This window comes from Streptomyces sp. S465 (assembly GCF_026898115.1).
Lineage (GTDB): Bacteria > Actinomycetota > Actinomycetes > Streptomycetales > Streptomycetaceae > Streptomyces > Streptomyces luomodiensis.
Map to the genome: position 1 here is coordinate 7,077,348 of NZ_CP114036.1, position 14,946 is coordinate 7,092,293.

Genomic DNA, 14,946 nt, shown 5'->3' on the forward strand with positions numbered 1-14,946 from the left:
CACCCCTAGCGCAACCCCGCCCCCGGCGCAGCACTACCGCCGTCGCGGTCCCGTCCCTGGCGCAGTCCGCCCCCGGCGCCGCCTGGCCCTCGGCGCCGCCTGGCCCTCGGCACAGTCCGCCCCCGGCGCCGCCCTGCCGCCGTCGCCGCCCGGCCCCAGCGGGCCAGGAGCCCCCGCCCGCCGCAGGACGAGCCGCCGCGTGAGGAGCGCGAGGACCCTCCGCGGCCGGAGCCGCCTCCCACGGCGCCATGAGCCGCCGTTTGTCCGCAGGCGTTCGCGGAGTTCAAGGGTCCGGCGGTGGCCGGTGAGCTCGCGGCACCCGCCGCCGACGGGTCGTCGCGGCCCCGCGTCGCCCGCGCGGACCCCTCTCGAGGGCCCCGGGGACGAGTGAGAGAGTGGGGGCATGAGAGCGGCGAACACCCCGGGGACGGAACACACCGGCCATGTCGTGGTCATCGGCGGCGGCATCGCGGGCCTGGCGGCGGCCCACCGGCTGCTGGCCGGCGGGGCGCGGGTGACGGTCCTGGAGGCGTCGGGGCGGCTCGGCGGCAAGCTGCGCGCGGGGGAGATCGAGGGCGTACCGGTCGACCTCGGCGCCGAATCGATGCTCGCCCGCCGCCCGGAGGCGGTCGAGCTGGCGCGCGCCGTGGGCCTCGGCGACCGGCTTCAGCCGCCCGCGACCGCGACCGCCTCCCTCTGGACGCGCGGCGGGCTGCGCCCGATGCCCAAGGGGCATGTGATGGGCGTCCCCGGCGATCTGGCGCCGCTGGCCGCGTCCGGGGTGATCTCGGAGGAGGGGCTGGCCCGGATCGCCCGCGACCGGGAGCTGCCGCCCACACCGGTCGGCGAGGACGTGGCGCTCGGCGGGTTCATCGCGGCGCGGCTCGGCCGCGAGGTGGTGGACCGGCTGGTGGAACCGCTGCTGGGCGGGGTGTACGCGGGCGATGTGTACCGCACCTCGATGCGTGCGTCCGTCCCCACCCTCTTCGACGTGGCCCGCTCGGCCCGCCCGCTGACCGAGGGCGTCCGGGAGCTGACCGAGCGCGCCGCGCAACGGCAGGACGGCCCGGTGTTCATGGGCATCGACGGCGGGATCGGCCGGCTGCCGCTCGCGGTCGCCGACGCCGTACGGGCCGCCGGCGGGGAGATCCGCACCGAGGCGCCCGTGCGGGAGCTGCGGCGCACCGCCGACGGCTGGACCGTCGCCGTGGACGGCACGGACGGCCCGCCGGTGGTGGCGGCCGACGCGGTGGTGCTGGCGGTTCCCGCGCCCGCCGCCGCCCGGCTGCTGACCGGCCTCTCCCCGGTCGCCTCCGCCGAGCTGGCCACCGTCGACTACGCCTCGATGGCGCTGGTCACCATGGCCTTCCGCCGGGACGCGATCGTCGGCGTGGACGCGCTCGCCGAGCGCAGCGGCTTTCTGGTGCCGCCGGTGGACGGCCGGACGATCAAGGCGGCGACGTTCTCCAGCCGGAAGTGGGGCTGGCTGCGGGACGCCGACCCCGATCTCTTCGTGCTGCGTACCTCGATCGGGCGGTTTGACGACGAGGCGGATCTGAAGCGGGACGACGCCGACCTGGTAAGGATGTCGCTCGCCGATCTCGGCGAGGCCGTCGGCCTGACGGCCCGGCCCGTGGCGACCCGGGTGGACCGCTGGGACGGCGGGCTGCCCCAGTACCCGGTGGGCCATCTCGACCGGGTGGCCCGCATCCGCGCCGAGGTCGCCAAGGTGCCGGGGCTGGCCGTGTGCGGGGCGCTCTACGACGGCGTGGGCATCCCGGCGTGCGTCGGCAGCGGCCGTAAGGCGGCCGATGAACTGCTGGGCACCCTGGCGGCCACCCTGGAGCCGGGCTCCGGAGCCGGAGAGCGAGAATAGGGCCATGACTGCTGCTCCTGAGAAGACTCCCAACGCCGGTAAGAAGGCCAAGGACCTCAACGAGGTCATCCGCTACACCCTGTGGTCGGTGTTCCGGCTGCGCGATGTGCTGCCGGAGGACCGCACCGGCTACGCCGACGAGGTCGAGGAACTCTTCTCCCAGCTCGCCGCCAAGGACGTCACCGTGCGCGGCACCTACGACGTGTCCGGGCTGCGCGCCGACGCGGACGTCATGATCTGGTGGCACTCGGAGACCTCCGACGCCCTCCAGGAGGCGTACAACCTCTTCCGCCGCACCCGGCTGGGGCGGGCCCTGGAGCCGGTGTGGTCCAACATGGCGCTGCACCGCCCGGCCGAGTTCAACAAGTCCCACATCCCGGCGTTCCTCGCGGACGAGAACCCGCGCGACTACGTGAGCGTGTACCCGTTCGTCCGCTCCTACGACTGGTACCTGCTGCCCGACGAGGACCGCCGCCGGATGCTCGCGGACCACGGCAAGATGGCGCGCGGCTACCCCGATGTGCGGGCCAACACGGTCGCGTCCTTCTCACTCGGCGACTACGAGTGGATCCTGGCCTTCGAGGCGGACGAGCTGCACCGGATCGTCGACCTCATGCGCCATCTGCGCGGTTCCGAGGCGCGCCGGCACGTGCGCGAGGAGGTGCCGTTCTTCACCGGGCGGCGCAAGGAGGTCTCCGAGCTCGTCGCCGGTCTGGCCTGACGGGTTCCCTGACGCTCACGGCGGGACGGGACGGCCGGACGGCCGTCCCGTCCCGGTCGTCCCGTACCCGCCTTACGGCGTGCCCGGGAGCGCGGCCGGCTGCTTGCCGGACTCGGGCAGCGGGGCCGGTTCCGGCAGCGGTTCGGGCTCCGGGCGCGGGGCGCAGAAGGCGGACCGGCCCGGGGTCCGCCCGGTCAGCAGATAGGTGTCCACATGGCGGTTGACGCAGTCGTTCGGGCCGCCCCACAGACCGTGGGTGCCCGCCTTCCGCTCGGTCACCAGCGAGGAGCCGGGCAGCCGGTGCCACAGTTCCTTCGCCCCCGTGTACGGCGTGGCCGCGTCCCGCTCCGCTGACAGCAGCAGCACCGGCGGCAGCGCCGCGCGTTCCTTCCGGGGACCCACGGCTTCCACGGACCCCACATCGACGGGGCGGCCGTGCTTCAGCGGCCAGAAGGCGCATGGCAGGTTCATCGCCACGTTGTTCCAGGTCTCGAAGGGCGCGCGGCGGGCGAGGGCGGTGTTGTCGCGGTCCCAGGTGGCCCAGGCGTGCGGCCAGGGCGCGTCGTTGCACTCCACGGCGGTGTAGACGGCGCTGCCGTTCTCGTCGGCGGCCGCCTGTGCCGGATCGGGCGCGGCGAGCGCGATCAGCGGCTCGGGGTCACCGAGCAGATAGGCGGCCAGCGCCCGTGCGGACGGATCCCAGTAGGCGTCGTTGTAGCCGGTCCTCAGGAACGCGTTCTGGAGCTGGGCGGTGCCGATGACCCCGCCCGCCGGTTTCCGCCCCAGCCGCCGCCGCGCCTTCTCGTAGGAGGCGAGCACCCGGTCCGCGGTGCGGCCCAGGTGGTAGACGGCGTGGTGCCGGGCGACCCAGCGGCGCCAGTCCCGCCAGCGCCGTTCGAAGGCGACCGACTGGTCGAGGTTGTCGCGGTACCAGATCTGCCGGGGGGCGGGGTTGACCACGCTGTCGAACACCATCCGGCGCACCCGCCCGGGGAAGAGCGTGGCGTAGACGGCTCCGTAGTACGTGCCGTACGAGGCGCCCACGAACGTGAGCCGCCGCTGGCCCAGCGCCGCGCGCAGCACCTCCAGGTCACGGGCGTTGTTCAGCGTGGTGTAGTGCGCGAGGGCGCGCCCCGAGCGGCGCGTACAGCCCCGTACGTAGGCCCGTGCCCGCGCCACCAGCCGCCGTTTGAAGGCGGCGGTGGGGTGCGGCGGGGAGCTGGTCGGCGCCTTGGCGTGGGCCGACGGCCGCCGGCAGGACAGCGGGGCGGACCGGCCCACGCCGCGCGGGGCGTAGCCGACGAAGTCGTAGGCGGCGGCCAGGCGGCGGAAGGCGTCCTCGGCCGCGTACTCCGGGAACGCCATACCGGAGGCGCCCGGTCCGCCGGGGTTGTAGATCAGCGCACCCTGCCGCCGCGCCGTGGGGCCGGTGGCCCGGACCCGGCTGACGGTGAGGGCGATGTGCTTGCCGCGGGGACGGGTGTAGTCGAGCGGTACGGAGACCTTTCCGCAGGTGATGGGGGCGGCCAGCTGCTCGGCGCGGGGACAGCGGCGGAAGGTGACACCGCGCTGCGCCGCGCGCCGGGCGGCGAGCGCCACCCCACGGGCCGCGGCCGCGCCGCCGGGCGGGGCGGCTGAGGCGGCTGAACCGGACCAGGCGGACCAGCCGGGCGCGGTGGGGGCGGCGGGGGCCGAACGGGGCGCGGTGGCGGCCGGGGCGGTGAGGGGCACGCCCGCCGCACCGGCAGGGGCCGGGACGGACCAGGTGGTCGCGGCGGTGGCCGTCGTGGCGGCGCGGACGGCGGGCACGGCGAGCGGGCGGCCGGTGGCGGGCGTCGCCAGCAGGGCGCTCATGGTCAGCGACAGGGACAGCGGTCCGAGGATGCCGTACAGCGGTGCTGCTCTCACCGGCCCCTCCCTTCATGCATCGCGCCGGACCTCCGGGCATCGCGCATAACGCAATGAAAGGGATATTTGGTGCGGCGGATGACCATGTAAAGCACCGGGCCGCGGTGTCGGGGTCAATGACCCCAATGCGCCTTCAGCGCCGCGCGCAGCGCCGGGTCGGGGAGGGCGGCCGGGCCGCGCAGCGCGAACGCGGTGAGCAGCTCGCCGTCGGCTCCGTCGCCCGCGCCGCCGCCGGAGCGCTGGGCGGCGGCCCGCCGCGGGGGCGTGCCGAACCGGCCCAGCAGCCGCTGACCGGCGGGGGAGGCCCACCGCGAGTACGGATACGCCTCGACCCGGGCGATCAGCAGGCAGCTCGCCGTCAGCAGCAGCGGCAGCGCGAACCACGCGGCCACCGCACCACGCCCCCCGGCGGGCGGCACCAGCAGCAGCGCGGCGGCCGCCGTGACCAGGACCAGCGCACCGGCCGCCCGCACCTGCCGTACCGCGACCGCCACATTCGTACGGGCCGAGGCGGGCACCGCGAGCCCCGCCGCCACCAGCCGGTCGGCCAGGTCCCGTACCGGGGCGGCGGTGGCGAGCGCGGCCCGCGCCGGCCGCACCGGGGACTGGCCCTCCGGCCCTATCGCGTTGATCAAGGACCGCTCCAGATCGTCCCGACCGTCCGGGTCCACGACGGTGACCCAGCCGGTGTGCGCGAGCAGCAGCCGGCGCTCGCGGTACATCGTGACGAGGGTCAGATCACCCACCCGCCGCGGACCGCCGGACAGGAACGCCGCCTCGTACAGGCTCAGCACCTTCCCGTCCGCCGCCGGGCCGGGGTCCGCCGCCTGGGCGGCGGCGACGGCCGCCAGGCACAGCTGCGTGCAGCTGACGACCGCCGCGCCCCACGCTACGAGCAGGAAGATGACCCACAGCATGGGCGAGTTCTACTGGACCCGCCGTCGCCGCGCCACGGTTTTCACCATATGAACGACTCGCGCGGAGCTGCCGGGCGTGCCGGGCGTGCCGGGCTTCTCGAGCCCGTTGGGCCGGGGCGACCCGGACGGGGGCGCGGCCTGCGGCTGCGGCGGCTCATCCCCCGCCGCAGCCGCCGCCCCCGCCGCCGCCTCCACCGCAGCCGCCTCCGCCGCCGCAGCCGCCGCCTCCGCCGCCCCCACCGCACGAGGAGCCCCCGCCCCCGCCTCCGCCACAGGACGAGCCGCCGCACGAGGAGCCTCCACAGCCGGAGCCTCCGCCACCGCACCACGATCCGCCGGCGGAGCAGGAGGAGGTGCCCGGGGAGGTCGAGGTCCCGCCGCCGGACGGGGAGGCCACGGTGCCGGCCGCCTTCTGCGCCTCCAGCAGGTGGTCCCGCAGCGTCGGCTCGCCGACCAGCGCGGCCGCCCCGGTCAGCGCGACCACGACGGCCACGGGGACCGCCGCGCCCTGTCCGGTGGACAGGGCCTGCCGTCCGCGCTGTTCGAAGACCTCCCGCCGGTACGCCGAGACCCCCGACTCCTTCCGGTAGACCGCCAGCGCCCGCTTCCCGGCCGCGGTCAGCCGGCGCTTGCTCGCCTTGACGCAGGCGCCGCCGACGACGAAGCCGACGAACAGCCCGGGGACGAGCTTGAAGATCAGCGGCACCCCGTGGCCGTCCGTGGCGGAGATGGTCATCACGAAGCCCAGGAACGTGGCCACGAAGCAGAGCCCGAGCTGGAGCTGTGCCAGTCCGTGCCAGAAGCGGAGGGCGTCCGGCGGCACCATCAGCCCGCGCCGGGCCAGCCGGTCACCGATCACCTGCACCGCCCGGCTGCGCATCAGCTCCCGGCGCAGCCAGTGCAGCGCGCCGTGCGGGGAGCGCGCGCACAGCCGCAGCACCTCCTCCTCGACCGGACCGCGGGCGACCTGCCGCCGTACCGAGAGGACGCCCGGCCCGCCGATCGCCAGCCGTCCGTCCGCGTACATCTCGCTGATCGCGGTGTCGGCCACCCGGCCCGGACCCCCCGCCAGGAACGCCGCCTCCAGCAGGTCGTGCGCCCGGTCGCCCACCGGTTCCGTGGCCACCTTCCCCCGGGCCGTGGCCGTGCCCGCGATGAGCGCCGTCGAGAAGACCGCCACCGCCGCGTAGAACAGGATCACCGCCGTGTCCACGCCGCTCACCGCCCGCTCAGCGCGAGCCGGACCCGGCGGGCCAGCCGGGCCGCCGGATGGGCCGCCAGGGGCGCGGGGCCGGACCGCTCCCGCCACCAGAGCGTCAGCTCACGCCGCGCCGCCGGGTCGTCGGGCCGGTCGTCCGCCAGCAGATGCTCGGCGAACGACAGCGCGTCGCGGCGGTAGCCGCCGGTCATCGGGCGGCCGTCGGCGTACCGCGCGAACGCCGTACGGTAGCCGCTGCCCAGGATCTCCGGCAGCTCCGGGGCCACCTTGGCGACCACGGACGCGCGCTTGGCGGTCAGCGCCGCGGTCTGCACCCGCAGCCGCCTCCGGTCGAAGCCCTCCGGCGCCGGGGTGCCCGCGACCAGCGCGGACAGCAGCGCGGTCTGGGCCAGCGCCAGCCGCTCACGGACGGCGTCCGGCACGGGGCCGCCGGGCGCGGCGGAGGTGATGGCGGCGGTGACGGAGGAGGTCCGCACCGGAGCGGTGCCCGCCGTCACCGCGCGGCCCGCTTCGGCGGTGCCCGCCGTCGTCACTGGGCGCGCCGCTTCCGGGGCGTCCGCCGCCGTCACCGGGCGCGCCGCCTCCGAGGCGCCCGCCGCTTCGGGGGCGTGCGTCGTCGTCACCTGGCGCGCCGCTTCCGGGGCGTGCGTCGCTGTCACCGGGCGCGCCGCTTCGGGGGCGTCCGCCGTCGTCACCGGGCGCGCCGCTTCCGGGGCGTCCGCCGCCGTCACCGGGCGCGCCGCCTCCGAGGCGCCCGCCGCTTCGGGGGCGTGCGTCGTCGTCACCGGGCGCGCCGCTTCCGAGGCGCTCGCCGTCGTCACCGCGCGGATCGCGTCCAGCTCGCCCGCCAGTTCCCCGGCCGACGGGAAGTCCTCGTCGCGCTCCAGCAGCACGCCGGGCGGCGTCGTACGGGCGCACAGCTCGGCGAGGACGTCGAGCACCGGCTGGGTCACCGGATGGGCGTGGCTGTCGTGCCACACCCCGTCCCTCTCCACCCCGCCCGCCACATGGACGTAGGCGATCGCCGACGTGGGCAGCTCGTCCAGCGCCTTGGCCGGGTCCTCGCCCCGGTTGACGTGGTTGGTGTGCAGATTGGCCACGTCGATGAGCAGCCGCACCCCGGTGCGCTCCACCAGCTCGGCCAGGAACTGACCCTCGGTCATCTCCTCACCGGGCCAGGAGAACAGCGCCGCGATGTTCTCCACCGCCAGCGGCACCGGCAGCGCGTCCTGCGCGATGCGCACGTTCTCGCACAGCACGTCCAGGGCGTCACGGGTCCGTGGCACCGGCAGCAGATGCCCGGCCTCGATGACCGGTGACGCGGTCCGCGGCCCCCCGGCCCTGACGAACGCGATGTGCTCGGTGACCAGCGGCGAGCCCAGTGCCTCGGCTCGCTCGGCCAGTGCCCGGAGGCGGTCCGGGTCGGGCCGCTCGGCTCCCCCGAGGCCGAGCGACACCCCGTGCGGGACCACCGTGGTCCCGCGCTCGCGCAGCCGCCGGAGCGCGTCCGGCACATGGTCGGGGCAGACGTTCTCCGCCACCACCTCCACCCAGTCGATGCCGGGCAGCCGCGCGATGTCTTCGGCGATCTCCGGGCGCCAGCCGATTCCGGTACCGAGGCGCACCATGGCTCCCCCTCCTCGTTCCGTACCGCGTCCCCCGCGGTGTGTTCTCGCGTGCCGGGGTGATGACCCCCCGGAGGGAGGACGAATCCCCCGGCCGTCCGGTTCAGAGGTTCATTTGAGCTTCAGGGCGTTACGCGGGAGGTCCCGGGTGGGCGGTGTCGCTGAATATGGCCACTGTTACAAAAAATTGGGGCCCTATGACGACAGACGTTCGGACGGGAAAATAGGATCGGTCTGGTCTGGGGGATGGAAGATCACACCTGTGTGCCGCGCCCGCGCGCGGAGCGAGCGTGGGGGAAACACGTGCTGGGCAGCAGCGACAACGCCATGGGGAAGCACCGCAAGCACCGCAGCAGGCCGCCTTCGAGGAGCCGGGGGAGGCGGCTGCGCCGCTGGGCGGCCGCGCACGTCCGGCTGGACTACCCCCGGGCGGGGCGGCGGGGGGTGCGGCGTTGGCTGCCGTCGTGGCGTCAGATCGCCCTGTTCTTCCTGTTCTGCCTCGGCAGTCTGACCGGTCTGCTGAGCTATCTCTACCTGCAGACCGACATCCCCAAGAACCTCAACGACTTCGCCACCCAGCAGGACAACGTCTACTACTGGGCCGACGGCACGGAGATGGCCCGCACCGGTCCGGTCAACCGGCAGGAGGTGCCGCTGGACAGGGTGCCGGAAAAGGTCCAGTGGGCGGTGCTCGCCGCCGAGAACGCCAGTTTCTACTCCGACAGCGGGGTGTCCCCGAGCGGTCTGATGCGGGCCGTGACCCGGATGGTGACGGGCGGTGAGACCCAGGGCGGATCCACCATCACCCAGCAGTACGTGAAGAACGCCTACCTGAATCAGCGTCAGACCTTCTCCCGCAAGCTCACCGAGATGTTCATGGCCATCAAGCTGGACGACCGGATGAGCAAGCGGGAGATCCTCCAGCGCTATCTCAACACCAGCTGGTTCGGGCGCGGCAGTTATGGCATTCAGCGGGCCTCGTACGCGTACTACGGCAAGGACGTCTCGGAACTCAACGCGAGCGAGGGCGCGCTGCTCGCCTCGCTGCTCAAGGGCGCCGGCACCTTCGATCCGACACTCAGCGCCAAGAACCACAAGCGGGCGGTCGAACGCTGGAAGTGGGTGCTGGACCGGATGGTCGACATCGGCCGGCTCTCCAAGGCCGAGCGGGCGCGCTATACGACGTTCCCCGAGCCCCAGCCGGAGCCCAAACCGGTCGGACTCACCGGTCAGGTCGGCTATCTGGTGGAGACCGCCAAGGCGTATGTGAGCTCCCACACCGATGTCTCCGACGCCGATTTCGACCTGGGCGGCTATCAGATTCACACCACCTTCGAGAGGTCGAAGGTGGACGCGCTCACCAAGGCGGTGAACGAGACGCGGGGCAAGCTCGACCCCGAGCGGCGCCCCGAGGACCGCAATGTGCGCATCGGCGCCGGCTCGGTGGCTCCGGACGGTGCCATTCGCGCGCTGTACGGCGGTCCCGGCTACCTCAAACAGGGGTTCAACGACGCGAACGCCTCCAATGTCCCCGCCGGCACCTCCTTCACCCCCTTCGTCTACGCCGCCGCGCTGCGCGACGGGGTGCTGTTGGAACGAGGCGGGGCGCGGACGCCCGTGACGCCCTCGACGCTCTACGACGGCGACAACAAGGTCGCCGTGCATACGCCCGAGGGGCCGTACTGGGACCGCAGCGGCAAGATCGTGCGGGCCACCAACGACGGTGATGTCTCCTATGGGCAGGTCACGCTGCGTCAGGCGATCGTGCAGTCCATCAACACCCCGATGATGCAGCTGGGCATGGACGTCGGCCTGGACGAGGTGCGGCGGGCGTCCATCGACGCGGGACTGCTGCCCAGCAGCTTCGGCGAGCGGGTGCCCGCGTTCTCGCTCGGCACCGCGACCCCCAGCTCCATCCGTATGGCGAGCGCCTACGGGACCTTCGCCGCCGGGGGTACGCACCATCCGCCCTACTCGGTGAGCGGGCTCACCCACGGCGGGGAGAGGGTGGAACTGCGCAAGGACCGTGCCAAGCGGGCCTTCAGCGCCGAGGTCGCGGCGGAGGTGGACGACGCGCTGCGCGGTGCGGTCCAGAGCCCGTCGGGTGCGGCGCACGGGGCCGCCGTGGCCGGGGAAGAGGTGGCCGGTAAGGGGGGCACGGCGCAGGACGGCACCTCGGCCTGGTTCGTCGGCTACACCAAGGAGCTGTCGACGGCGGTCTCGCTGTCCCGGCTGGACCCGAAGACCCAGGAGCTGATGCCGCTGGAGGGGTTGGGCGGGGAAGGCGCCGCCGACTCGGGAGACACCTACCCCCTGGACATCTGGAAGAGCTATATGACGGACCGGACGGCGGAACAGGACCGGACGGCGGAATAGGACGAGGCGGCGGAACAGGACCGGACGGCGGAACACGGCCGGGCGGTTCGGGCCCGAGCGGGACGCTATTCGGTCTTGGTGTACGTCGACCAGTCCGGCGATTGCGCCGGGTCCAGCATCCGCAGCTTCGCCAGCACCTTCGGGTCCTGGGCGTCCAGCCAGTCGGCGAGCTGCTTGAACGACACGCACCGCACACCGTCGCGGCGGCATACGCTCCTCATCACGTCCTCGATGGCCTGCATATAGATGCCGCCGTTCCAGGTCTCGAAGTGATTGCCGATGAACAGCGGTGCCCGGCTGCCGTTGTAGACCCGCTCGAAGCCATTGAGATAGCCCTGGCGGGTCAGCCGCTCCCACTCCGGGTATTTCGCCGGATCGCCCTCGGTGCTGTCACCGGACTGGTTGTAGAGGAAGTTGAAGTCCATCGACAGGACCTGCTTCTCGCTCTCCGGGTACGGCACCAGCTGTAGCGGGAAGTTCCAGATTCCGTCGACCTTGGACGGCCAGAGCTGGAAGTCGCCCGGGGAGCTCGCGTCATAGCGCCAGCCCATGGATTTGATGGCCGGGATCAGCGTCTTCTGACCCTCCAGGCACGGGGCGCGCCCGCCGACCAGTTCCACGTCGTAGTCGAACGGCAGCGGTTCGATGTCGGTGAAGCCGGTGTTGGTCTTCCAGTGCTTCACAAATGAGTACGCCTGTTCCGTCTCGCTCTTCCACTCCTGGGTGGACCAGTCCTCGCCGCCCTTGGCGCCGCAGAAATGGCCGTTGAAGTGGGAGCCGATCTCATTGCCGTCCAGCCAGGCCCCGCGCAACTGCTCCAGGGTCTCCCTGATGTGCTCGTCGGTGGGGAAGGAGATGGCGGCCGAGCCCCTCTTGTGCTGCGGCGGCTGGTAGAGGTCGCTCTTCGACTTGGGCAGCAGATACATGCCGCTCAGGAAGAACGTCATCGTGGCGTCGCTCTCCTTGGCGACCTGGCGGAAACGGGAGAAGAGGTGGTCGTCGTTCTCCAGCGCGCCGTCCCAGGAGAAGACCACGAACTGTGGCGGTTTCTCACCGGGTTTGAGCTTTTCCGGCTTGAGCTGGTGCGGCTGCGGCCCGGTGTAGGACGTGGAGCCGTCCCCGAGCACCTTGACCTTGCCGTCCCAGTCGGCGTACTTGTCCTTCTTCTTGGCCTCTTTGGGGACCCGGTCCGACTTGGGGGACGCCGCGACGGCCGGGAGATCCTCGCCCGGGGCCTCGCTCGTGTCCCCGCGCGAGGTGAGGGCTATCAGCAGCGCCACCACCACGGCCACGGCCGTCAGCGCGCCTATGGGCGCGGCAACGCCATAGGCGTTCTTCGCGTTTAAAGCCTTCAACGCCTTCATGATCTTCAGCGCCTTCACGGGTCCCGCCCCCTGGCAACAGTACAGATGTACGTCCCCCCTAGTATCACAGAAGTATCACGTGCTCTTCACACGGGTCTCCGTCACCAACCGGTCAACAGCAGATGGTTGACGGCCAGTGCGAGACACGCCTGGACCAGAAGCCATCGGCGTCGGTCGTCAGCGGGCAGCAGCGCGGTGGTGGGCAGCAGCCAGAGGAGGAAGGGAAGCCAGATGCGCTCCGTCTCGGCCTTGCTCATCCCGGACAGGTCGGCCACGGCGAGCGCGAGCAGCGCGGCGAAGGTCAGCACGACGAGCTTGTCCGGGGTGCCGGCCCCGCCCCGGCGCTGCCGCCGCAGAACATCGGGCAGCGCCGCGAGCATACGCCGCACACCCGCGACACCGGCCGGGCCGGCGACCACCGTCGCGACGGCCAGGTTGGCCCAGACCCAGTACCCGTAAGGACGTTCCGAGGCGACGCCCTGGTAGTAGCGCGTCACCAGCAGGGAGTAGCCCTCCCACCACCGGAACCCGGCCGCGGTGAACGCGCCCGCCACCGCCGCCACCCCCGTCAGCGCGAAGGGCAGCGGCCGCGTGGTGCGGGCGAGCAGCAGCACGGCGACGGCGGGCAGCGCGAGCAGCGTCAGCCCGTAGGAGAGATAGACCGTCAGCCCCAGCAGCAGTCCGGAGCCGAACGCGACGGCCCGTGGCGCCCGGACCGTACGCGTCGCCGCGAGCGCCAGCAGGGCGAGCCCCCAGGCCGCGACGGCCGCGAACCAGCCATCGGCCGAGGCGCCCGCCCAGACCGCCCCGGGCGCCAGGACCAGGAACGGGGCGGCCGCGCGGGCGGCGTGCTCCCGCCCCAGCGCGCGCAGCGTGACCAGGACCGCGACCGCAGCCGAAGCGCCCACGGTGATACAGAACGCCCCCGCCCGGCCACCCCCGCCCAGACCGAACCGGTCCAGGGCCACGAAGGTGAGCACGGCGCCGGGCGGATGGCCGGCGATATGCGCGGGCCAGTGGTCGGGCTGAGTGAGCAGGATGTGGCCCGTGAAACCGCGCAGGGCCGCGCCGATGTCGTGGAACCGGTCGATACCGCGCAGATACTCGTGGCGCGTGGTCAGCCGCTCCGCCACCCCCCGGTGCCATCCGTCGACCAGCGCCAGGGACCAGGTCCAGGCCATGGCAGCGGCCCACACCGCCCCCAGCAGCCCGCGCCACGGCAGCCGCGCCGCGAGCCGCGGCCCGTGGACGACGACCGCGGCGGCGACGGCCAGAGCGGCGGGCGTGCCCGGACCCACGTGGGGGAGCCAGTCGGCGTACAGCGGCGCCCAGTCGACGTACAGGGAGTGATCGGCCCGCTGGATCAGGGTGCCGACGACGGCGGCGACGGCGAAGAGCACGGCGGCGGCGGAGGCGGCGAGCACGTCCCACCGGCGGCCGGTCCGTGCGGCGTCCTCGTCGGCCCGGGTGGCGCTGGCGCTGCGCAAGGGGAGTTTCACGACGTCACGCTACGTCGCGGAGCCCGCTGTCGGGCCGCCGCGCCATGCGCCGTCATCGAACCGTCAGATCCTCGTGGCCAGGCGGGCGACGTCACCGTTTCGTCATGGCGGCAAGGCCCCGGAACGCGGTTCGGCGGTCCTACGGTCAAGCCATGAGCCACCGCCCCCACACCGACCGCAACCGTCCCGCCCTATGGCGGAGCCCGCTCCGCGGCCCCTGGCTGACCTCCGTCTTCGGCCTGGTCCTGCTCGTCGGCATCCCCGTGCTCTTCGTGACCGGCCTGCTGTCGTACGCGGCCTACAACCCCGATCTGTCCCCGGTCAACGACGAGACCCCGGACAAGGGGCTGCTCGGCTTCTACCTCTTCTCCTGGCCGACCCGTCCCTCCTGGCTCTACCGCGTCACCCAGGGCGTGCACGTCACCCTCGGCATCGTGCTCGTGCCGGTGCTGCTGGCGAAGCTGTGGTCGGTCATCCCCAGGCTCTTCGCCTGGCCGCCGGTGCGGTCGGTGGGGTACGCGCTGGAGCGGATCTCGCTGCTCGCGCTGGTCGGCGGCGGGCTGTTCGAGTTCGCGACCGGGGTGCTCAACGTCCAGCTGGACTACGTCTTCCCCGGGTCGTTCTACCCGCTCCACTTCTACGGGGCATGGATCTTCATGGCGGCCTTCGTGGTCCATGTGGCGCTGCGCCTGCCGCGTATGGCGCGGTCACTGCGCGGCCGCGACCTGCGGGCGGAACTGCGCACGCCGGTGTCGGCCACCCGGCCGGAGCCGCCCGACGACACCGGCTTGGTCAGCCCGCGCCCGGCCGCGCCGACCATGTCCCGGCGGGGCGCGCTCGCGATGGTCGGCACCGGCTCGTTCGCGCTGCTGGTGGTGACGGCCGGGCAGAGCATCGGCGGCCCGCTGCGCACCAGCGCCCTGCTCGCCCCGCACGGGCGCGACCCGGGACGGGGGCCGAACGGCTTCCAGATCAACAAGACCGCCGTGGGGGTCGGCATCCGCGCCCGTGACATCGGGCCCGGCTGGCGGCTGGTGGTGCGGGGCGCGACCGGCCGCGAGACCGTCCTCACCCGGCAGCAGCTGCTGCGGCTGCCGGGACACGGCGCGGCGCTGCCCATCGCCTGTGTGGAGGGCTGGTCCACCTCCGACCAGCGGTGGGAGGGGGTACGGCTGGCCGACCTCGCCGCGCTGGTGGGACATGCCGACCGGCCGCCGAAGGTCCTGGTGGAGTCGGTGCAGCGGCACGGCTCCTTCCGCAGCGTCGTCCTGAGCGACACCCAGGTCCGCGACCCGCGCTCACTGCTGGCCCTGAAGGTCAACGGCGCGGACCTGTCGCCGGACCACGGCTATCCGGCGCGGATCATCGTGCCGGGGGCGCCGGGGGTGCACAACACCAAGTGGGTCGGCCGGCTGACGTTCGGGGAGAGGGCATGAGGGGA

10 protein-coding genes are annotated in these 14,946 nt (G+C 73.4%); 4 read left to right on the plus strand and 6 right to left on the minus strand.

The annotated features are described in order from the left end of the window. The first annotated feature begins 403 nt into the window (after positions 1-403). Positions 404-1,876, plus strand: a complete 1,473-nt coding sequence (gene hemG / locus N6H00_RS29925; RefSeq protein WP_268974942.1) for a protoporphyrinogen oxidase — start codon at positions 404-406, stop codon at positions 1,874-1,876. Between the two features lie 4 nt (positions 1,877-1,880). Beyond that, positions 1,881-2,597, plus strand: coding sequence for a hydrogen peroxide-dependent heme synthase (gene hemQ, locus N6H00_RS29930; protein ID WP_268974943.1), 717 nt, complete (start codon positions 1,881-1,883; stop codon positions 2,595-2,597). Positions 2,598-2,669: 72 nt separating this feature from the next. On the opposite strand, the gene N6H00_RS29935 is transcribed toward hemQ, so the two are convergent. The 4 genes from N6H00_RS29935 to N6H00_RS29950 all read right to left on the minus strand — a co-directional run bounded on the left by N6H00_RS29935 (position 2,670) and on the right by N6H00_RS29950 (position 8,269). Then, positions 2,670-4,505, minus strand: coding sequence for an alpha/beta hydrolase (locus N6H00_RS29935; protein ID WP_268974944.1), 1,836 nt, complete (start codon positions 4,503-4,505; stop codon positions 2,670-2,672). Between the two features lie 113 nt (positions 4,506-4,618). Further along, entirely contained in the window at positions 4,619-5,422 is an 804-nt protein-coding gene (locus tag N6H00_RS29940; RefSeq protein ID WP_268974945.1) for a TIGR04222 domain-containing membrane protein, read from the minus strand. A 154-nt stretch (positions 5,423-5,576) separates the two neighbouring features. After that, positions 5,577-6,644, minus strand: coding sequence for a TIGR04222 domain-containing membrane protein (locus N6H00_RS29945; protein WP_268974946.1), 1,068 nt, complete (start codon positions 6,642-6,644; stop codon positions 5,577-5,579). Continuing rightward, complete coding sequence (locus tag N6H00_RS29950) at positions 6,641-8,269, minus strand: DUF692 domain-containing protein (protein WP_268974947.1); 1,629 nt, start codon at positions 8,267-8,269, stop codon at positions 6,641-6,643. Before N6H00_RS29950 ends, N6H00_RS29945 begins: the two co-directional genes overlap by 4 nt. 324 nt (positions 8,270-8,593) lie before the next feature. Between N6H00_RS29950 and N6H00_RS29955 the strand changes: the two genes are divergently transcribed. Then, positions 8,594-10,642 carry a transglycosylase domain-containing protein gene (locus tag N6H00_RS29955; RefSeq protein WP_268977158.1) on the plus strand — a complete coding sequence of 683 codons (2,049 nt, stop codon included), beginning with the start codon at positions 8,594-8,596 and terminating at the stop codon, positions 10,640-10,642. Positions 10,643-10,707: 65 nt separating this feature from the next. Here N6H00_RS29955 and N6H00_RS29960 read toward each other — a convergent pair whose 3' ends face one another. Both N6H00_RS29960 and N6H00_RS29965 read right to left on the minus strand, forming a co-directional pair. Then, a complete protein-coding gene (locus tag N6H00_RS29960) occupies positions 10,708-12,006 on the minus strand; it encodes a hypothetical protein (RefSeq protein WP_268977159.1) in 1,299 nt (432 codons plus the stop codon). 101 nt (positions 12,007-12,107) lie between these two features. Continuing rightward, entirely contained in the window at positions 12,108-13,505 is a 1,398-nt protein-coding gene (locus tag N6H00_RS29965; RefSeq protein WP_268974948.1) for a hypothetical protein, read from the minus strand. Between the two features lie 152 nt (positions 13,506-13,657). Here N6H00_RS29965 and N6H00_RS29970 point away from each other — a divergent pair, with 152 nt between their 5' ends. Continuing rightward, complete coding sequence (locus tag N6H00_RS29970; RefSeq protein ID WP_268974949.1) at positions 13,658-14,941, plus strand: molybdopterin-dependent oxidoreductase; 1,284 nt, start codon at positions 13,658-13,660, stop codon at positions 14,939-14,941. The last annotated feature ends 5 nt before the right edge of the window (positions 14,942-14,946 follow it).

Coding starts and splice junctions, on each gene's coding strand:
- hemQ (WP_268974943.1), top strand. CDS start 1,881: ATGACTGCTGCTCCTGAGAAGACTCCCAACGCCGGTAAGAAGGCCAAG.
- N6H00_RS29955 (WP_268977158.1), top strand. CDS start 8,594: ATGGGGAAGCACCGCAAGCACCGCAGCAGGCCGCCTTCGAGGAGCCGG.
- N6H00_RS29960 (WP_268977159.1), bottom strand. CDS start 12,006: ATGAAGGCGTTGAAGGCTTTAAACGCGAAGAACGCCTATGGCGTTGCC.
- hemG (WP_268974942.1), top strand. CDS start 404: ATGAGAGCGGCGAACACCCCGGGGACGGAACACACCGGCCATGTCGTG.
- N6H00_RS29940 (WP_268974945.1), bottom strand. CDS start 5,422: ATGCTGTGGGTCATCTTCCTGCTCGTAGCGTGGGGCGCGGCGGTCGTC.
- N6H00_RS29970 (WP_268974949.1), top strand. CDS start 13,658: ATGAGCCACCGCCCCCACACCGACCGCAACCGTCCCGCCCTATGGCGG.
- N6H00_RS29950 (WP_268974947.1), bottom strand. CDS start 8,269: ATGGTGCGCCTCGGTACCGGAATCGGCTGGCGCCCGGAGATCGCCGAA.